The sequence below is a fragment of the Bradyrhizobium sp. 33ap4 genome, assembly GCF_032654765.1.
Classification (GTDB): Bacteria; Pseudomonadota; Alphaproteobacteria; order Rhizobiales; family Xanthobacteraceae; genus Bradyrhizobium; species Bradyrhizobium australafricanum.
Genome location: NZ_JAUMTJ010000022.1, coordinates 1 through 19,966, shown reverse-complemented (window position 1 = coordinate 19,966; position 19,966 = coordinate 1). Strand labels below are relative to the sequence as shown.

Annotated in this window: 16 protein-coding genes; 8 read left to right on the top strand and 8 right to left on the bottom strand. The window is 63.1% G+C overall.

Annotation, left to right across the window (positions count from 1 at the left end):
• Positions 1–149: 149 nt before the first annotated feature.
• Positions 150–1,172: an AraC family transcriptional regulator gene (locus tag Q2M23_RS18385; RefSeq protein WP_083714892.1), complete on the bottom strand. Its 1,023-nt coding sequence runs from the start codon at positions 1,170–1,172 to the stop codon at positions 150–152.
• Between the two features lie 306 nt (positions 1,173–1,478).
• Here Q2M23_RS18385 and Q2M23_RS18380 point away from each other — a divergent pair, with 306 nt between their 5' ends.
• From Q2M23_RS18380 to Q2M23_RS18370, 3 genes are all read left to right on the top strand, one after another.
• The gene (locus tag Q2M23_RS18380; RefSeq protein WP_050400709.1) at positions 1,479–2,237 is read left to right on the top strand and encodes an acetoacetate decarboxylase; all 759 of its coding nucleotides are present in this window, start codon (positions 1,479–1,481) and stop codon (positions 2,235–2,237) included.
• 21 nt (positions 2,238–2,258) lie between these two features.
• The gene (locus Q2M23_RS18375; RefSeq protein WP_253625016.1) at positions 2,259–3,233 is read left to right on the top strand and encodes a 3-hydroxyacyl-CoA dehydrogenase NAD-binding domain-containing protein; all 975 of its coding nucleotides are present in this window, start codon (positions 2,259–2,261) and stop codon (positions 3,231–3,233) included.
• 119 nt (positions 3,234–3,352) lie between these two features.
• A complete protein-coding gene (locus tag Q2M23_RS18370; RefSeq protein ID WP_057016381.1) occupies positions 3,353–4,552 on the top strand; it encodes a CaiB/BaiF CoA transferase family protein in 1,200 nt (399 codons plus the stop codon).
• A 339-nt stretch (positions 4,553–4,891) separates the two neighbouring features.
• Here Q2M23_RS18370 and Q2M23_RS18365 read toward each other — a convergent pair whose 3' ends face one another.
• The 5 genes from Q2M23_RS18365 to Q2M23_RS18345 form a co-directional block, all read right to left on the bottom strand.
• Entirely contained in the window at positions 4,892–5,965 is a 1,074-nt protein-coding gene (locus Q2M23_RS18365) for an AraC family transcriptional regulator (protein ID WP_316396387.1), read from the bottom strand.
• A 164-nt stretch (positions 5,966–6,129) separates the two neighbouring features.
• Positions 6,130–7,530: an L-serine ammonia-lyase gene (locus Q2M23_RS18360; RefSeq protein ID WP_076825250.1), complete on the bottom strand. Its 1,401-nt coding sequence runs from the start codon at positions 7,528–7,530 to the stop codon at positions 6,130–6,132.
• Positions 7,527–8,696, bottom strand: coding sequence for a M20 aminoacylase family protein (locus tag Q2M23_RS18355; protein WP_076825248.1), 1,170 nt, complete (start codon positions 8,694–8,696; stop codon positions 7,527–7,529). The genes Q2M23_RS18360 and Q2M23_RS18355 overlap by 4 nt, the downstream gene beginning before the upstream one ends.
• Positions 8,697–8,719: 23 nt before the next feature.
• Entirely contained in the window at positions 8,720–10,069 is a 1,350-nt protein-coding gene (locus tag Q2M23_RS18350) for a DUF3100 domain-containing protein (RefSeq protein WP_057016432.1), read from the bottom strand.
• Between the two features lie 244 nt (positions 10,070–10,313).
• Positions 10,314–10,907: a GNAT family N-acetyltransferase gene (locus Q2M23_RS18345; protein WP_168857377.1), complete on the bottom strand. Its 594-nt coding sequence runs from the start codon at positions 10,905–10,907 to the stop codon at positions 10,314–10,316.
• Between the two features lie 190 nt (positions 10,908–11,097).
• Here Q2M23_RS18345 and Q2M23_RS18340 point away from each other — a divergent pair, with 190 nt between their 5' ends.
• Together Q2M23_RS18340 and Q2M23_RS18335 are read left to right on the top strand one after the other, a co-directional pair.
• Positions 11,098–12,714: an AMP-binding protein gene (locus Q2M23_RS18340; protein ID WP_316396385.1), complete on the top strand. Its 1,617-nt coding sequence runs from the start codon at positions 11,098–11,100 to the stop codon at positions 12,712–12,714.
• A 126-nt stretch (positions 12,715–12,840) separates the two neighbouring features.
• Positions 12,841–13,080: a hypothetical protein gene (locus Q2M23_RS18335; RefSeq protein ID WP_141340218.1), complete on the top strand. Its 240-nt coding sequence runs from the start codon at positions 12,841–12,843 to the stop codon at positions 13,078–13,080.
• A 349-nt stretch (positions 13,081–13,429) separates the two neighbouring features.
• On the opposite strand, the gene Q2M23_RS18330 is transcribed toward Q2M23_RS18335, so the two are convergent.
• Complete coding sequence (locus Q2M23_RS18330; protein ID WP_316396513.1) at positions 13,430–14,806, bottom strand: SagB family peptide dehydrogenase; 1,377 nt, start codon at positions 14,804–14,806, stop codon at positions 13,430–13,432.
• Between the two features lie 92 nt (positions 14,807–14,898).
• Positions 14,899–17,094: a TOMM precursor leader peptide-binding protein gene (locus tag Q2M23_RS18325; protein WP_316396512.1), complete on the bottom strand. Its 2,196-nt coding sequence runs from the start codon at positions 17,092–17,094 to the stop codon at positions 14,899–14,901.
• Between Q2M23_RS18325 and Q2M23_RS18320 the strand changes: the two genes are divergently transcribed.
• From Q2M23_RS18320 to Q2M23_RS18310, 3 genes are all read left to right on the top strand, one after another.
• On the top strand, positions 17,008–17,397 hold the full coding sequence (locus tag Q2M23_RS18320; protein WP_229190279.1) for a hypothetical protein: 390 nt from the start codon (positions 17,008–17,010) through the stop codon (positions 17,395–17,397). The two genes, Q2M23_RS18325 and Q2M23_RS18320, sit on opposite strands and share 87 nt — an antisense overlap.
• Before the next feature lie 716 nt (positions 17,398–18,113).
• Positions 18,114–18,983, top strand: coding sequence for a VOC family protein (locus Q2M23_RS18315; RefSeq protein WP_316396382.1), 870 nt, complete (start codon positions 18,114–18,116; stop codon positions 18,981–18,983).
• A 654-nt stretch (positions 18,984–19,637) separates the two neighbouring features.
• Entirely contained in the window at positions 19,638–19,889 is a 252-nt protein-coding gene (locus Q2M23_RS18310; protein ID WP_057016389.1) for a hypothetical protein, read from the top strand.
• Positions 19,890–19,966 lie beyond the last annotated feature (77 nt).

The window sequence follows — 19,966 nt, the reverse complement described above, 5'->3', positions numbered from 1 at the left end:
GGGAGGGCGGTCCAGGTTGGGAGAACGCGATCGCGAGCGCAACCACGGTGCCGAGCTTACGCGCGCTTCGGTCGCACAAAAGGTTCGATTGAACCAATTTGGCGGTGAACTCCGGACACAGCTGGCGAAGCCCCCCAGATATCTCGGGGTCAAAGACCCTCCTCGCCGCGGAATTCGGATGGATTCCTGCCGGTCCAGCGCGAGAAGGCGTGGCGGAAGTTAGCCGCGTCGCTGTAGCCGAGGCGGCTTGCGATCTCCTCATTGGTCATGCGCGTCTTGCGCAGATACTCGATCGCGAGCCGCATGCGCACCTCGGAAAGCAGGCTGCGATATGAGGTTCCCTCCGCCTCGAGCCTGCGCCGCAGCGCGCGGGGATAGATATCGAGCTGTTCGGCGATCGCCTCGATGCTTGGGTAACGACCCGGCTGCTCGATCAGTATCCGGCGGATATCGGCAGCAACGCCACCGGCGCGATTCACCTCGCCGAGGATCTCCTCGCACATCTCCCGCGCCATGGCGTGGGTTCGCGGATTCGCCAGCGCCCGTGGGCCGTCATTGCGTATGTATTCGTATCCACAATGATGCTGATTGAACAAAACCGGGCACCCGAAGAGATCACGATACGCCGCGGCGGACGGCGGCGGCGTATAGTCGAGCAGCACGCGCGAGAAGCCGAAGCCCTGGCCCGAGCGGTCGCGAATCGTCGTCAGATGCGCGGCCAGTGCGAACTCGACCGCGAAGCGATGCACACTCTCGGTCGGATTCGGCCAGTGCATGGGCTGGAACGTCGCCACCACCGTCTCTCGATCGTATGAGAGGTCGAAATCGCAGAACGGCCCCACCACACGGATGTATCGCGCAGCGAAGTCGCGCGCCTCCGCGTGCGTTGCACTGCTCAGCAGCGCGTACCCGTACATGCCATAGGCGGTGACATGCATTCGCGCTCCCGAGCGCAGCGCGATAGCCGGGTCGCCTGCCAGCCGCAGCGCGTTGCGGATCACCGTGTCGAGCTGCCGATACGATATGCGCGTCGTATGGGATTCGAGCTGGCCGATCGCGAGCCCGGTGCCCTCCAGAACCTCAGATGGATCAATGCCCTGCTCACGAAGCTCGGCCGCGATGGCTGCGATCGAATGCGGCGGGAATATTCGCTGCGCGAAGCCGGGGAGCATTCGACCCGGCGATTGGCGTAGGTGCGACTCTTGCCTAGTCATTGCAACCGCATGTCCCTGGCATTCCGCGCATTCCTGCTCCACGATTGACGATCGGTCGAACGTAAGCCCGATCCCGTACGCGACGCAATAATCGCGTATCCACGCGCGCGCGCCGCAACCCGCGTCCGGAAGTCACCCGGTCGGCGGTCCAATCGCACCTTTCTCCGTTTGCCGAGATCGCTAGGCTCGCGACGCCTTGCTCGACAACCGGCACGCAGCCGGAGGCGGTACGGACCACGACAAGCGCCAACAAGGGAGGAGCGGATGCGACGGGAAGACGTTCTCAAGCAGCTGACGACACCGATCGGTGCCCCGGCATTTCCCCGCGGACCGTTCCGCTTCAACAACCGCGAATACCTCAACATCCTGTATCGCACCGACATCGAGGCGTTGCGCGCAGTCGTTCCCGAGCCGCTGGAGATTGACGATCCACTGGTTCGCTGGGAGATCATGCGGATGCCCGACACCTCCGGTCTCGGCGACTACACCGAATGCGGCCAGGCCGTCCAGGTGCGCTATGGCGACGAGAAGGGCGAGTACCTTCACGCGATGTACCTCGACAACCTGCCGGCGCTGGCATCGGGGCGCGAGATCAGCGGTTATCCCAAGGTGATCGGCAAGCCGAAGCTCTATGTCGATTCCGACACCCTGGTCGGCACCATGGACTACGGCAGCTTGCGCGTGGCCACCGCGACGATGGGTTACAAGCACCGCGCGCTGGACCTCGAAAAGGCAAAGGCCGAGATCTGCGTACCGACCTTCATGCTGAAGATCCTGTGGACCTATGACAGTCCGAAGCCGGCGGGCGAGCCGCGCATCTGCGAACTGCTGCGCTCCGAGATCACCGACATCACCGTCAAGGGCGCCTGGACCGGCCCGGCCCGGCTGGAGCTGTTCGCCCACGCATTGGCCCCGATGGCCGATTTTCCGGTGCGCGAGATCGTCGCGTGCAGCCACATCATGACCGACTTGACGCTGTCCCGCGCCAAGCGCTGCCACAACTATCTCGATCAGCCGCGATAAGCGGGCACGTCGGAGGAAGCCATGCCATCATCCGCAGATCGCGCCGCGGCGCTCAACCGCTATCGCAATGTGTGCGTCATCGGGGCCGGTGTCATCGGCTCCTCCTGGGCGGCGCTGTTTCTCGCACACGGGCTCAATGTCGTGATCAACGATCCGCAGCCCGGCATCGAGGCCACGGTCAAGGACGCCCTGATCAAGATCGGGCCGACATTGCTGAAGCTCGGCCTGCCGCATGAGGGATTGGAGCGCAACCTGCGCTTCGAGCCGGACCTCGCGCGCGCCGTCGCCGGCGCCGACCTGGTGCAGGAGAACGGGCCGGAGAAGCCCGAGTGGAAGCAGCAGCTCTGGGCACGAATCGAGGCAACGGTGCCGAAACATGCATTGCTGCTGTCGTCGAGCTCGGCGCGGCCAGCCACCGAACAGGCGAAAGAGATGAAGGATGCAAGCCGGCTGCTGGTCGGCCATCCTTTCAACCCGCCGCATCTGATCCCGCTCGTCGAAATCGTTCCCGGCGAGCGCACCGATCCAGAGGCCACCGCCGACGCCGTGGCGTTCTACGAGGCGCTCGGCAAGGTGCCGCGCGTGCTCAAGAAGGAAATCCAGGGCTTCGTCGCCAACCGGCTGCAGCGCGCGATCATGCGCGAGGCCTGCTATCTCGTGCAGGAAGGCGTCGTCACGGTCGACGAGCTGGACGACGTCGTCACCAGCTCGATCGGGTTGCGCTGGGCGGTGAACGGGCCGTTCAGCTCGTTCCACATGGGTGGTGGACCGAACGGGCTGGAATCGTTCTTCCAGCACCTCGGCAAGAACATGGCCGCGTCGTTCAAGGTGATTCCGCAGGTCGATCTCGACGAGGCGCTGCAGCGCAAGATCATCGACCAGGCCGCGGCATCTTTCGGCAAGACGCCGATCCCGCGGATGGAGCGCGAACGCGACGACACGCAGGTGGCGCTGCTGCACGTGCTGGCGGCACGCAACGGCAGGAACGGGACATGACCGGCTCACCCGCAGACCTGCGCGCATTCGCAGACAGAGGCGGCCGCCACGTTTCGGAATAGGCCAACCTGGCCGACGGACAACAGTTGATCCCGGGCATCAAGCGGAGACGAACTCACATGAGCATCTTCGAAGGTTTGAAGGTCATCGACTGCGGCAGCTTCATCGCCGCGCCAACCGCCGCGACGCTGCTCGGCGACTTCGGCGCCGACGTGATCAAGATCGAACCGCCCGGTGCAGGCGACGCGTTCCGTCAGGTGCCGAAGCTGCCGGGCATGCCGAGATCCGACCAGCCCTATGGCTGGCTGCTCGACAATCGCAACAAGCGCGGCCTTGCGCTCGACCTGTCGAAGCCCGAGGGCCAGGCGGTGCTGCATCGCCTCGCCTCCACCGCCGACGCCTTCATCACCAACTATCCGCTCGCGGTCCGCAGGAAGCTCGCGATCAGCTACGAGCGGCTTGCCGCGGCGAACGACCGGCTGATCTACGCCTCCTTCACCGGCTATGGCGAGACCGGCGACGAGGCGGGCAAGCCCGGCTTCGATGTCACGGCCTACTGGGCGCGCTCAGGCCTGATGGACATGGTGCGGAGCGACGCCAGCACGCCGCCGGCGCGGGCGCTGGCCGGCATGGGCGATCACCCGTCGGGCGTTTCGCTGTTCGCGGCCGTCGCGGTGGCGCTGTATCAGCGCGAGCGCACGGGACGCGGCACCCAGGTCGGCTCCTCGCTGCTCGCCAACGGCGTCTGGTCGAACGGCATCATGGCGCAGGCGGCGTTGTGCGGGGCGACGTTCACGCCGCGGCCGCCGCGCGAGAATCTGTTCAATGCGCTCGGCTGCTACTACCGCTGCCGCGACGGCCGCTGGCTGCTGCTCGCGATCGTCAACGAGCAGCGCGACTTTCCGACCGTGGCGAAATGCCTCGGCCTCAACGACCTGCTCACTGATCCGCGCTTTGCCAAGCAGGCCGATCGCTTCGCCCGTTCCTCCGAATTGATCGCCCTGTTCGACGCGGCATTCGCGACGCGTGACCGGGACGAATGGCGGGCCCGCCTCGATGAAGCAGGCATCGTCTTCGAATGCGTTGCCGAGATGGGCGACCTGTCCGCCGACCGGCAAATGCTGTCGGCCGGCGTGCTGGTGCCGTTCGAGAACGACGAGATGCTGACCATCGACAGCCCGTTCTTTGTCGACGGTGCAACCAAGGTGAAGCCGCGCAAGGCGCCCGCGGTCGGTGAGCACAGCACGCAGATCCTGCGCGAGGCCGGCTACGATGACGCGGCCATCGCCGAGATGCGCGAAAGCAAGGTCCTGGCGTGATGCGCTGACCGCAAGGCGGCGCCTGCCGCCCTCACCGCACGCACGAGAAAAGGCCGCGCCCTCGAATGAGAGGCGCGGCCAGTCTCGAGGCGCCCGAACCGGGGGGGCACCACAGCGGCGGTGTGGCGCAGCTGAGGTTCGGAGGACGCCCCCGAGCAGAAGCGATCAGCGCCCGACACGCTTCCAACTCCCTGACGAGCCATCGCATTTGCCGTCGATGGCCAATCTATGCATCGAGTTCGACCACGAGGAGGTTCGACGAGGCCGGTTCGGAGGTGACTTATGGACAGCGTGGAGTAACGAGCGGTCACATACAGCGCTGCGCCGCCCGCACGGCCTTCACACCGGCGAAGAGACCCGGAAATCGGACGGGCTCTTGCCGGTCCAGCGGATGAAGGCATGCCGGAAGTTGGCGGCGTCGCTATAGCCCAGCCGGCTCGCGATCTCCTCGTTGGTCATCGCGGTCTTGCGCAGATATTCCATCGCTAGCCGCGTCCGCACCTCGGCGAGCAGCTCACGATACGATGTATCTTCCGCTTCGAGCCTCCGCCGCAGGGCACGCGGATGCATCGACAGCCGCTCGGCGATCGCTTCGATGTTCGGATACCTGCCGGGCTGCTCGATCAGGACCCGCCGGACATCGGCAGCGATGCCGCCTACATGATTGACCTCGGACAGCACCCGCTCGCACATCTCGCGCGCCATTCCGTGGGTGCGGGAATCCGCCAGCGCCACCGGACCGTCGGCTTGAGACAGCTGATATCTGTACTCGTTGCCGCGCTGGCGAAACTGGACCGGGCAGTCGAAGAACATCTGGTAGGCGTCGGCATGCGCCGGTTCACCATAGGCAAGGGAAATCCGCGAGAAGCAGAACGACTCGCCCGCCAGGTCCTTCATCGTCGTCAAATGCGACGACAGGGCGAACTCGGCCGCGAAGCGATGCACGTCTTGCGTCGGATTCGGCCAATGCAACGGCTCGAACGCACAGACGACCGCCGCGCCGTCATACGAGTATTTCGCATCGCACAGCGGGCCGACGACCCGAAGGTATCGATTGGCGAAGGCGCGCGCATCGTCATAGGTCGCGCTGCTCAGCAAAGCATATCCGTACATTCCGTGCGCGGTCACGCGCATGCGCTGTCCGGCGCGGAGCGCAACCGTCGGTTCGTTCGACAGCCGCAGTGCATTGCGAACCACGATGTCGATCTGCCGGTACGAGATACGCGTCGTATGAGCTTCGAGCTGATCCTCGGTCAAGCCGGTGCCCGCCAGCGCCACGGACGATCGAACCTGTTGCCTGCCGAGCTCGGCGATGATGGCAGCAATCAACTGCGCCGAATATACATGCTGGTCGAAATCCGGCGGCAATTGGCATTCCGGCACAGCGTCTCGCAGGCGCCTTCCAGCGCTCATGGTCGTCTACCTCCTTGGACCTAAAGTCTTGCTCAAATCGAAATCATTCGCAATGCCGGCAGCAATTGGCCGGCTTCCCCTATCCCCAACCTTGGGACGGCGCGCGGATCGTATCCAATCATGCCGAGTTCGCTATCGAGGTAATTCGCCGGCACCGCCGTGCTTCAGCATTCCACGACGTTCACCGCGAGCCCGCCCAGCGATGTCTCCTTGTATTTGGACTTCATATCCTCGCCGGTCTGCAGCATCGTCTTGATGACGGCATCAAGCGATACATAGTGCTTGCCGTCACCACGCAGCGCCATTCGGGCGGCGTTGATGGCCTTGACGGCGCCCATCGCGTTGCGCTCGATGCAAGGGATCTGCACCAGGCCCCCGACGGGATCGCAAGTGAGTCCGAGATTGTGCTCCATCCCGATCTCGGCAGCGTTCTCGACCTGGGCCGGCGCACCGCCGAGCACGGCCGTCAGGCCGCCTGCGGCCATCGAACAGGCGACGCCGACCTCTCCTTGACAGCCAACTTCCGCGCCGGAGATCGAGGCATTCGCCTTGTAGAGCATTCCGATCGCAGCCGCGGTGAGCAGGAACGTCACGACGCCGTCGTCGGTCGCGCCCGGACAGAACTTGACGTAGTAGTGCAGCACAGCCGGGATCACGCCGGCGGCGCCGTTGGTCGGCGCAGTCACGATCCGTCCGCGTGCTGCATTCTCCTCATTCACCGCCATCGCGAAGGCGTTGACCCAGTCCATCGCCGCCAGCGGATCGACGCTCTCGGTGTCGCTATTGCGGGCCGACAGTTCGCGGTAGAGCGCCGGTGCGCGACGGCGAATGCCGAGCGGCCCGGGCAACGGTTCGGCCGCGCCGGCATTGTCGATTCCGAAGCCGCGGTCGACGCATTGCTTCATCGTCTCCCAGATCTTCAGGAGGCCGGCGCGGACGTCCGCGTCGGTGCGATGTACGCACTCGTTGGCGAGCACCATGTCGGCGATCGAGCGACCACTCGACTGCGCACGTGCAACCAGCTCGGCGCCAGTGCCGAACGGATACGGCCAGACCGGGAGCTCGGCGCCTGCGCCGCCAGCCGCGTCGCCAAGGCCACGCTCGATCACGAATCCGCCGCCGATCGAGAAGTAGTGGCGTTCCGCCAGCAGACTGCCGTCGGCCGCGAACGCCACGAGGCGGATTCCATTGGGATGTTCCGGGAGTGCGCTGTCGGGCTTGAACACGATATCGTGCCCGCGCCGAAACGGGACCGGATGAACGTTGAGCAGCCGCAGCTCGCCGGAGCGCCGAATGTCCGCAAGCTGCGGAGCCACCTCGGCCGGATCAACCGTATCGGGCTTTTCGCCGAGCAGGCCGAGGATCACGCCGAGATCGGTCGCATGCCCTCGCCCGGTCGCGCCCAGCGAGCCATAGAAATCGGCGCGGACCCGTACCGTTCTGGAAAGCAGGCCATCGCGCTCGAGCGCGCGGACGAATTGGCCGGCCGCGCGCATCGGCCCCACCGTGTGCGAACTCGAGGGGCCGATGCCGATCTTGAATATGTCGAAGACCGAAAGCATCAGGCAGCAGGCAGTTGTTGCTTGACGAGCTCGACCCAATACGCGGCGCCCATCGGCAGGATGGCGTCATTGAAATCATAGTACGGGTTGTGCAACGGCGGATCATTGGCGGTCTCGCCCGCGCCGATACAGATGTAAGCGCCTGGGCACTCCTGCAGCATGAACGCAAAGTCCTCCGATCCCATCGCCGGCTTGATGTCGGTTTGCACCTGTTCGACGCCGACGAGGTTTGCGGCGGCCGACGCCGCGGCATTCGCTTCGGCGGGCGTGTTGATCACTCCCGGATAACCTCGCATGTAGCTCAGATCGATCTTTCCGCCATGGGTTTGCGCCACGCCGGCGCAGACCTGCTTCATGGCAGCCTCGACCTGATCCTGTATCTCGGCGTCCAGCGTTCTGACCGTACCGCGCAATGTGACGGTTTCGGGCACCACGTTCCAGGTGTCGCCGCCATGGATCTGTGTGACGCTCACGACGGCGGCGTCCATGGCACCGATGCGGCGGCTCACGATGCCTTGTAGCGCGGAGACGAGATCGGCCGACACCAGGATCGGGTCGATGCCCTTCTCCGGCGTCGCGGCATGACAACCGCTCCCGGTCACGACGATCTCGAACGTATCGAGGAAGGCTGTCGCAATGCCGGTCCGGATCGCGAATTTTCCTCGCGGGATATTCGGAATGTTGTGCATCCCGTAGACCGCGTCGGCGGGAAACATCTTGAACAACCCCTCCTCAACCATCCTCTTGCCGCCGCCTTCATTCTCCTCGGCGGGCTGGAACACGAAGTGAACAGTGCCGCGGAACGGCCGGCGGCGGGCGAGCTGTACGGCGGCGCCAAGCAGCATTGTGGTGTGGCCGTCGTGGCCACAGCCGTGCATTTTGCCGGCCCGGGTTGATTTGTGGGCGCGGTCCCCCAGTTCCTGTAGATCAAGCGCGTCCATGTCGGCGCGCAGCGCGATCGTCGGGCCTTCGCCATTCTTCAGCGTTCCGACCACGCCGGTGCCGCCGAGGCCGCGATGGACCGGAATCTGCATCTCCATCAGCGCATCGGCCACGAGCTGGGCGGTGCGGTGCTCTTGGAACGCGGTTTCCGGGTTGGCATGGATGTCATGGCGCCAATCCAGCATGCGGGCACAGACATCGTCGGCGATTCCAAACTTCTCTGACATGCGTTGGTCCATCTGTTCGCGGGTTAGCGATGGAAGAATTCGGCGATCAATGTCGCACCGAAAAACGTGCCCGCCGCAGCCGTCAGCGAGACCACCACGATACGCCAGCTCAGCTTCCTGAAGATCGGAAGATCCTTAGCGACCGAGAAGCCGGCGAGCGTCAGCACAGGGGTCGTGAAAGCCAGGAAGTTCAGCTTGTCGACCGAGCCGATCATCGCGTTGGAAAACGGCAGCAGGCCGGGAATGCCGAGCACAGTCGTGACCACGACCAGGACAAGGATGTGCGGCACTTTCGGCAACAGACGGGCAACGACGTCGACCAGCAGGACGACCGCGAGCACCACCAGGAGACCTGCGCACGATTCCAGCAGGGGAACCTTGTAGGTGAGCGAGTTGCCGATCAGGACGCCGCCCGCAACAGTAATCCACGCGAGCAGCGAGTCGGAGAAGCCGAACGTGCCGTGCTTTGTCTCGCTGGCGCTGGCGATCGAGGGCCCGAGATCTCCCGACGTGAAGTTCGAGAACCGGCCGAGCACTGGTTCCAGCCTGTCATACAGCCACGAGCAAACCGGCAGCGAGAAGAACAGGGCGAAATAGAAGCCGAGGACGGCGGTCATCAGGTTCGCCGCCGAGGCGATCGCGATCAGTTCTTTCGCTATCTCGGGAGGATTGTGGCCGTTGATGGTGCCGATCGCGGCCGCCATCATGCTGCCCGAGCCGACGCCAGCGCCCATCGCGAGCGACCGCGGATCGAAGATGTGCAGGCTGGCGACAAAGCCGGCCAACAGCGCGATGAACAACGCACCGAGCACGGTGCCCGTGATGTACTCGGCCAGCACGCCGCGCCCCTCGGCGGAGTTCATGCCGTATTTCTCGCCGATGATCACCATGTTGCCTTCACGGCCGATCGAAAACGTCGCGCCGACCGCTTCGCGCTTGACGCCGAGCAGGAGCGCAATCGGCAGGCCGAGGACGAGCGTGCCGAAGGTGTGCCCGAGCTCCTGGAAGATCAACGCCCAGCCTGCCTTCTGCACCTCCGGCAGCGCGCCGCCGACCGTGAATGCCATCTTGATCACGAACAGCAACAGGCCCGCGTTGAGCAGTTGTCCCGCATAGGTCTGCAGGCTCGGCCCGATCCGCGCGGCGGTAGGTAGATAACGCGCTGAGAGGCTCCATGCGGCCGCAATCAGCAGCGCCCACACCATCGGTTGAAGCAGCACCTTGCCCGGTCCGATCTGGAACTGGACGATCCCGACCGTCTCAGCGACGGCAACGATGATCAGAACGGCAACGAACAGCGTGAGCTTGCCGGTGCTTGCGGGATTGACCGCCGGGGCGGCCAGGTCTGCGGAAGGCGAAGAGGTCGACGTCATGATGCTGGACACCTCCGGAAAATGATTGCGAGGCAATGCGGTGAACGGTGAACCAACCTGCCCGCGCAGCATCAGGGAGAAAGCAGCTTGCATCAATGATCGTGTTATCCTATTTCCGTTGCATTTTTTGCAACGTTGGCAGAACGCAGATCCGACCGTCGAAAGCCGGCATGACCGCGACCGTTGCCGTCATGGATGCAAACGGTACGAGGACGGCGAAGCGATTCCTCGGCCAGTCCTCGTGCTACTCGATCGCACCGGGCGCACCGCCCGGTTCGAGCTTCTGCACGTCCGCCACATTGACGCCAAGCACGACGATGTCGTGCGTCTTGCCCTGAAGGTCCTTCACCTGATCGCGCAACAGCGCCTCGGCTCGGAAGCCGAGTGCCTCGAAGATCGTGATCGCGCGGGTCTGGTCCGACGTCATCTGCACGGTCAGGCGTTCCAGGCCCATCGACAACGCGAGGTCAAAGGCCTCATTGGAAAGTGCCCGTCCGATGCCGGTGCCGCGTACATGCGAGGAGATCACGGTCCTGATCTCGCCGACATGGGCCGACCACGACATGGGGTCCCGCACGATTGTGCCGCACCCCACCACGATGTCGTCCTTTACCACCAGCAGGCTGACGATCGAGCCGCGCTCGATCTCCTTGATCCATGCCGACAGCACCTTCGGCTCACGGATATTCCGCGGCAGGAAAAGCATGTCGTGCACGGCAAGCGCATTGGCAAATTTCCGGACGGCGGCCTCGTCGGCAGGCCCCATCAACCGAAACTCGACGTCCCCGCTCTCGAAGTTGACGCGACGCGGATAGGATCGCATCTTGATGGTCCTCATGCAGATCACTCGCTCAATCGAAATCCAGACTTCGCCGCAACCAATTTGCGGGCTCTGCGGCGTTTCTTCCTGCAGTCCTGCACGCGAGAGCCAGATCAAGCAAGCCGAGCGCACCGATGTCCGAATATAACCCCTGAGACGGCCTGTTTGCACCTTTCCGAACGACGATGAGCACAAGAGCTTGTTGCCAATGACCAATACAAACCCTTCCAGGGACGTCGACGAACGTCCGCTTCACGAGATGCTCCGCAGCCATGCCCGCGAGCGGCCGGAAAAGCCGGCCTGCATCTGGTATGGCCGTGCCATCACGTTCCTCGAGCTCGATCGCGCGAGTGATGCATTCGCGGCGCGCCTGCAGCAGCTCGGCGTCGCCAAGGGCGAGCCGGTCGCGCTGTTCATGAACAACTGTCCGCAATACCTGATGGCGCAATACGGCATCCAGAAGATCGGCGCCATTGCCTCGCCCTGCGGGGCGCTGAACAAGGAGCACGAGCTCGCCTACCAGCTCGACGATCTCGGCGCGCGCGTGATCGTCGCGGCCGAACCGCTCTTGCCGATCGTGGCTCAGGTCCGTGACAAGACCAGGCTCGAGCATGTCTTCGTGGTCCGCTACCCGGACCTGCTGCCCGAGCGGCCGCCGATCGGCGTTCCCGACGAGCTGTTCGCATCCGGCTCCAGGCCGGCCGGTACGGCCGGCGAGATCGAGGACTTCCTCGCCGTCACCGCAAGCGGCGCGTCGCCCCGCGATGTCGCGATCGACATGAACGATACGGCGCTGATGATCTACACGTCGGGCAGCACGGGTCGGCCCAAGGGGGCGATGCTGTCCTATCGCAACGTCATCTTCAAGACGGCCGCGACCGTGACGTGCAACGGGATCGGCGCCGAGGACGTGCTGCTCTCGATCGCGCCGCTTTATCACATCGCCGGCATGGTGATGGGCGTCAATGCACCGGTCTATGCCGGCGCGACGTCCGTGCTGCTGTACCGGTTCGATCCGCTCGTAACGGCCCAGGCGATCGACCGCTATCAGGTGAGCTGGTGGTACAGCGTCGCGCCGATGAACGTCGCGGTCACGCAGCTCCCGAACATTTCCGACTTCAGGCTGAAAAGCCTCCGCGTCAATCCCGTGACCAGTTTCGGCATCGACTGGACCGAAGCGCTTGCGGGGCAATGGCAGGCCGTCGCGTCGAACTGCGAGAGCTTCGAGGCGGCGTACGGGCTGACCGAGACCCACACGGTCGACACTTTCATGCCGCGCAACGCAATCCGCTGGGGCACGCATGGCAGGCCGGTGCCCGGCAACGAGATCCGGATCGTCGATCCCGACTCCGGCACGGACATGCCGGCCGGCGTCCCCGGCGAAATCGTGATCCACGGCCCGGGCGTATTCAAGGGTTACCGCAATCGTCCCGACGCGACCGCGGAAGCGCTGCGCAATGGCTGGCTACACACCGGCGACATGGGCCGCCTCGATGCCGACGGCTATCTGACCTTCATGGGGCGCTTCAAGGAGATGATTAAGGTCTCCGGCTACAGCGTCTTCCCGGAAGAGGTCGAGTCGATCCTGAACAAGCACCCCGACGTGGCGGCGTCGGCCGTGATCGGCGTGCCCGACGCAACCAAGGGCGAAGTGGTCAAGGCCTTCATCGTCCTGGCGCCGCGCGCCGAGCTGGACACCGCCCAGCTCGCGGCATGGGCGCGCCAGAACATGGCGCCTTACAAGGTGCCGCGCGATGTCAGCTTCGTGACCGAGTTGCCGCGCTCACCGGCCGGCAAGCTGTTGCGGCGGCTGCTCAAGGACTGACGCAAAGCTGCCCGACCGGCCGATGGCGCGCGCTGGAAATCCCGATCAGCTCATGTCCTAAAATCACTCCCAACCTGGTCCGACGGCACCTTTTCGGGGCTCGATACCCATGTTTGGCATGCCTCTTTGACCCGACGATTCATCGGCAAAGACCAAATTGCAGCCTGCGACATGTTCAGTCACGATGACGAAAGCTCGAGCATCAAGTACCGGCGACGTATGAAACGGATGATCGAAGCGCTCAGCAGAGAACTGACGCTGCAAGGCATTATCGGTCAGGGGACGACCACGGATCTGCGGGTGGACATTATCAGCCTGGCCGAAACCGCACTCATGGTGTGTGACTTCGATAAGGTCGCGGACTGACGCGTCTCCTGGACAGAATGAAAGACTTTCGTGCGCCGAGCGACCTTGCCGGCCGCCAAAGAATCGGCACACAGACCCTCGGCAGATAGGCACTTCGAAGACTGAAAGCTGTCATCTTGTTGGTATTGCTGTTGGTATCCGCAGCAATCGGCGGTTAAAACTATTGCAAATTCAATTCGTTATGCCATTAGGCGATTGCCGGCCAGGGGCACCATTCGGCGCAGCCGTAGCCGACAAGCCATCCGCACGAAGTCTCGTCCCGGCGTAGCCCGAAGGGCGAAGCCGGATGGTTCGTCCCGCCCTGGGCACTATTCGCGTGCGATCCAGGCCGTAAACAAAGACCTCCCCTTTAGCTAGAGGGGGCCGGTTTCCTGCCGCGCCCGAGCGCGAATTGACCGACCGGGCCCTCCACGTGGAATTCAAGCCCCGTCATTTTTGCAAACAGATCGATGTTGCAGGTGCCGATTGCGCAGCCACCAAGGCCCATGTCGGTCGCCGTCAGATAGAACGTCTGGATCAGGTTGCCGACGTCCTTCAGGATCAGCGAATATGCGATTGAGCTGTATTTCCAGGAGATCCGCCCAAAGCGCGCGGCGATCGTGATCAAGACCTGCGGTGGACCGGATGCGTCCATGGCAAACTCGGCCGCCGTAGAAAGCGCTTGGAGTTGTTGGGCGGAGGTGTCGATCGCGACAAGCGCGTGGCTGCCCGCGTCATAGTGGTAAAGTCCACGTGCAAGCTCCCCGCAGTTCAAGACCGCCAAGTATAGTTCCAGCTCATACGCGCCGCCTGCCGACGGATAGGGTCTTGCGCTGTAGGTGACCTCGGGACCGCCATCAAAATCTGCGCCGATCTTCCATTCCGACAGCACGCGGGCTGTCGTGTCGAGAAACTGCGCGAGCTCGGCGAGCGTGACCGGATGCTGGTCGTCGAAATCTCGTATTGAATGGCGTTCGCGCAACAGCTTCGCGAAGTGCGAGACCGACCCCGACGTGGAGAATTTGCCGAGGTCGATCTTCTTGCCGGGCCAAGGCGGGCGCACCGCGGGTAGCGGTGGAACGACGCCCGCATGGGTGAACGCGCCGCCAACTGGATTGGTGTGCCGGCCCTCCGTGCTCCTCGTATGAAACACGAGATCGTGGAAGTCCCAGAGAACGAGATTGCCGTCGCCTTCATTCACCCGAAGGCCGTCGCCGTCTTTCGCATTGAGCCTAATCAGCATCTTGCTGTCGAGCAGCAATCCGAGCAGATCGAGGTTCGCGGAGGCCGCATGGCGGCGAAGCTCGCTGATCTTCTGAGGCCGCGACAGGGCAGCGAGGGTGGCAGCGATGGCGGGATCGAAAATCCGAAACAGCGCGCCGGCGCGCGGTGATTCCAGCACCATCTCGCTGCCGCGCCGGCACAGATAGGCGAAGCGCGACAACACAATGGTATCACCGCTCCCCAGCTTTGCGCGTTGTGGCCAGTATTCGGCGACCTGCGGCTCGATGACCACGAGGTCTTGCTCGTCACGCGGAGAGCATAAGCGGTATTCGAGAAGTCCATGCCCTGCCAGTCGCCGCACGAGGGCATGAACCTGCCTCGCGAGGACGCCTTTGCCCGCAAAGGAGGCGAGCGGCAGGCCGCTGGTGAGATGTCCCGCACGGTCGACCGCTGCCGCGCTGAATTGTCCCAGATTGATCGAGTAGCCGCCCAAACCTGCAGCGATGCTTCCGTCCGCCTGCATGTGAAGGGAGCAACGACCGTTCAATCGGGCGACGATGACGGGTGCGATCTTCCTGAGCTTCGTTTTCCGGAAGTTGCGCAACGAGCCAGCCTTCAGGTGTGTGGAAGGAATGGCGTGAGCTCGCTTTCCAGTCGCGGACGATTCAGCAATCCGAGCTTCATCGGAACATCGTAAAGTCGGCCGGGCGCGAAGCGGCGATAGAAATGCCGCAACCCCGGAACGAGCACTCTGACGACGGGCACCTGGACATCGGGCCGCGTCTGGTCGAGCACGAGGAAATCAAATCCCGCGCCGATGGCAATCTCGATGCAGGCATTGACCTGGTCGCGCGCGTTGTCGTGAACCTTGAGGCTCGGCGCCGACGGCACGATCGGATTGTCGCTGGGGATCAGGAACGGATAATCGTCCAGTCGCAGCGGCGTGACACCGTCCAGCGTCGGCTTCTCGCCACTTCCGCCGCCCATCATGCCAATCGACATGAACTGGGTCAGTTCGGTGAGGGAACGCAGCAGGGCTATGCGGCGATCGAAATGCGAGCCGGAACCGAATTCGATATTTTCGTGTCCGTTCTGCATCCAATGAATGATCGCCACGTAAGAGGGAATGCCGAGATCGCTGGTGATGTCGAGCACCCAAAGCCTGCGCCCCGCATCGGCAAGCTGGGCTTGCAGATCCCGCACATAGGGATCTTCGAATTGCGCGAGGTCGACTTCTGCACGTTGCAGCCGGTTGTACCACCAGATCGCGTAGGCGTCGCGTTCGACCAGTTCGAGGAAGCCTTGAACGATGGCTTCCTCCCGGGTGTTGCCGGCCGCGCATCCGTTGGAATCGGTGTGGAAGCCGCCATAGAAGAAGTACAAGAGGCCCGTTGGAAGATGTTTGAAACGCTTGTCGCGTAACGACCAGACCGGCGACCACTCCGTCTTGGTCGAGGGATCGAGCGGCTCAGGCACCAGATGTGAATCGTCCGGCTGCGAGGTATGTCTGTTTTGAAACTGCGCGTCGCTGAAAAGCTGTACTTCGTTGGGAAGAAGAGCGTCGCCGGGAGCGAAATCGACAAAGCGGCGCTTCGTCCTGATCTCGTCCCCCTGGAAAATACCCGAATAGCGCTCGATCGCCTCCATCAACGCGCTTGCCTCGCCCTGCTCGGCTGTGGAGCCCTTGCCGAAGCTGCCGCCGCTCAATCCGGATCTGAGCTGGTCGACGTTCCAGGCCGGCGCCGAGAAATTGTGGTAGGCGAAAAAGTTCGTGTTCATCGGCAGATCGGCCTCGATCCGCTCGAGCCGCGAGACGACGCCGGTCAGCGGACTGACGTGCTTGCGGAACCGTGCTACGGTGGCTCGCGACGTCACGGCGCGGTAACCGCCGCTGGTCATGACGAGCTTTCCGCCCTCCGCGATCTCGATCGGCGCTGCCGCCCGGCGCGGACTCTGCAGCTTCCTGCTACCGCAGGTACGACACTGCGGGCGTCGCGCGACGTAATGCTTGGCAATGACGGCACCGGTCAGGTCGAAGCTTGCGATGTGATCGCGCAGATCGGTACGAAATCCCGAGGCAATCGCTTTTGCGATTTCAACAGCAGCGAAGTGGATGCCGATTTGTCCGACGGCGTCGCCGACCAGGGGCGATACGGCGACCACCTGCGCCGCTCTGCGATCGAGAAATCCCTTGATCTCCCGATTGCGTATCATGCGATCGAACAGGCAAGTCCAGCAGGCGCTCTCGCCCGCCTTGAACACGGGTCCCACCAGCGGAAACACGCCGGACGGCTGCGCCAGCAGCCAGGGCGTCCCATCGCCAAAGCGCTTTCCGTTCAATTCGACGAGCCGCCGGTCAAGATAGTCGTTCACCAGTGTGATCGTGAGCTTGGGCGACCGCTTGGTGATCCGAACACCGAGCTTGCTCAAGGCCGCGGCAAGTTCGTTGGCGCCTTTGACATCGATCGCTTCGACCCGCACTGGGCAATCGCGGAGATTCTGTTCTGCGACCTCGGGGGGGAGGCCGAGACTCGCCCAATATCCATCGACGGCGCCTGCGAACGCGTGCGGCGCTCCGCTTACGACATATCGGCGCTCCAGCAGCCGCCTGATCGCTTCCTCGATCTTGTCGGCCGGAAAATTCTTTGAGAGCTGCCGAACGATCTCTGGTGCAGCCTTACCATTTTTGCCGATCGCCGCGGCCACCGCACAATAGAGATCACCATGCAGGAAGAATTTGCGGTTCTCGGAGTAGAGGCAGACCACATCGGGAGGAATCACATAAGCGGTAAAGTTCGGCGCGAATCGCAAAATGCCCTTGCGGCTCTGCCTCGCGGTGCGGCTCTTGCCATTGACTGTCATCGGGGCGGCACGCTGATCCTGTTGCTGTCACTTCCGATCGCCGGCGCGCGGCGAACCATTGGCATTGCGCGACTTGTGCGCCGCGTTCGGCCACCGGCATTCTGCGAGCAATTTGGATCACACTCGCCCACCGTCGGCAAGCTGATCAGCCAGGCGCGGCGAATGTATAACGAAAGCAAAAAATTGGCCGGGTCGTTCGGGCGCCCGGCCAATGAAATCGCGACGTGTCGACGCCCAGTCAGTGAGCGCTAGCACCAGCGGCAGCGGCCCCAGGATGCACAGCAGCCTGCGCATGTGACCAATGGCACGCCTACGCCGATCCAACCAACGCCGCAGCCGCCACATCCACCGCAACCGACACCGCAGCGGCAGCCTCTGCAGGCCCTGCATCCTCCGCAACCCCTGCAGCCTCCGCAACCTCTGGCGCCTCCGCAGCCACGGCAACCACCGCATCCCCGCGCGAGCAGCACGCGGCCTCCGACGCTTTCATCGTCGATGAGATTGAGGTGGAAGGTGGCGAGACTGACGTCGGCGAGTTCTTCCTCACTGAGCGTCGTCATATGGCCCGGCGCGAAGTTCGGCTTGTGTTGAACGTCGTCGGAGGGCACGGCGGAGGCATATGCGCTGCCCGCGAGCGAAAAAGTCAGACCGGCTAATCCCAGCGCCGGTACCGCGGCGTTGGTCGTTCGCTTCTTTCTCGAAGCTTGCTTCGCCCGCTGCATGGCCGCATCCTCCCAGTTTGGAAGAAAGGACTTCCGAAGCACGATCTTACGCCGAGCGAACGAGGCAGACAAGAATTACGGTATACACAAAATGTAATAGAGCTCGTTCTGATTGCATTCATCTTCATGAACGATATCGCGCAATTTGGTCGATTAAATTGACAATCCGCGCCCGTGGAGCGGATTGCAACGGGTGCAATTTGATGCAGTGCGCAATCGTCGGCCCGCTTGAACGGGGAAATTAGCTTGGTCGATCAACTCGGACGCTTCGCCTGGTATGAGTTGCTGACGACGGACATGCCGGCAGCAGCCGCATTTTATGGCAAGGTCATCGGCTGGGCGGTGGAAGATGCGTCGACTCCGGAATTCGCCTATACGCTGCTTACTGCAGGCGACGCCCCGGCAGTTGGACTCATGCATCTCCCGGAAGAGGGCCTGCGATTGGGAGCGAGGCCGAGATGGGTCGGCTACGTCGCCGTCGATGACGTGGATGCGAAAGCCGTGCAGATCCGCCGTCGTGGGGGCGCCATTCTGGTAACGCCGACCGCCAGCAATATTGGCCGAATTTCGGTGGTCGCCGATCCGCAAGGAGCGACGTTTGCACTGGTTTCCGGGCTGACATATGGCCAACGGCAACCCAGCGGATTGGACGAGCCTGGACGCGTGGGCTGGCACGAGTTGCTGGCTGAAGACCGGAACAAGATCTTCCCGTTTTACGGCGAGCTTCTTGGCTGGCAGAAGGCTCACGCTGAAACCGGGCCGGCCGACCTGTACGAATTGTTTTCGGCGGCCGGCCAGACGATCGGCGGAATGCTCACCAAACTTCCGAGCGTATCGCAACCCTGCTGGCTCTATTACTTCAATGTCGATGACATCGGTGCGGCTGCCAAGCGCGTTGATGCTGGCGGGGGCCGGGTCCTCCAAGGTCCAATCGAGTTGCCCGACGGTTGCTGGATCTTGCGATGTGCCGATCCCCAAGGGGCTCTATTTGCGCTACAGGGAGCCTGGGATCAGAAAGGCACTGAGCGACCGTCCGCCTCGGAACTCAATTGGTCCGCGAGGTGGGGTGATGTCGCTTCACAGGGCAAATTGATCCTTCACAAGACGAAGCGATAGGTCGGAAACGTGTCGACCTTGTCCGCAGCAGAATTATACAGGTATTTAAATTAGGTAGATTGCGCATTTGTATTCTGAATGGTGCACCACGCTTCGCCTTTGCAGGCTTCGCGTGGCGCGGCCGCGAAGCCTGCAAGGGCGAAGCGTGTCCGGCGAAGCTCGAGCAACGCGAAAGCGAAGACGGACTGTTTACAATCACCACACCGCACTGACTCACGATCGGCAGCCGATCCTAGGCTGGCCGGCTCGACAACGCGTCGCTGTCCGAGAGCACAACCGCGGTGATCAAATTAGCAGCCATTGCGCGGACCACGCCTGACGTCTTCGGCAGTGTCGCGGCCGCCGGACGGGACGTACCGGCCATATTTTGGCCATAGCCCGTTTCTTAAACGCCTGCGCGGGCCATGCCCCGCCTTCGTTATGCGTCGCCTGACCGATGCGGTCGCTTCGCAAGCCAATCGCAGATCATCGCTGCGCTTCCCCCCACAACATGGATGGTCTGCCAACAGCAAGAAGGACTTTGTAATGCGTAAACTTCTCGCCGCTGTGGCGGTTCTTTTGGCGTTCGCTTCAACTGCCGAAGCCCGCGGCCGTCACCATCACCATCGGCACTCTGCACATTCCGGTCGCCCAGCTGCGTGGTGCGGCTGGTTCATGCGCACCCAGGTCGGCAGCGATCCCGGTCCGCAATTCAATCTGGCCCGATCCTGGGCAAGCTACGGCACCAATGCCGGCGGCCCCTCGGTCGGCACCATCGTGGTTTGGCGTCACCACGTCGGCAAGATCGTGGGTCAGGAGAACGGCCAATGGATCGTGCAGAGCGGCAACGACGGGCATGCCGTGCGCACGCGGCCGCGCTCGCTGGCTGGCGCCATCGCATTTCGAAATGCCTACGCTTCGTTCTAATCTTACTGAGTCAGAAAGCCGCGATCTGGAGGGTTGAGAATCGCATATTAAGGGAGATTCAACGTGGTCGAGGAGGC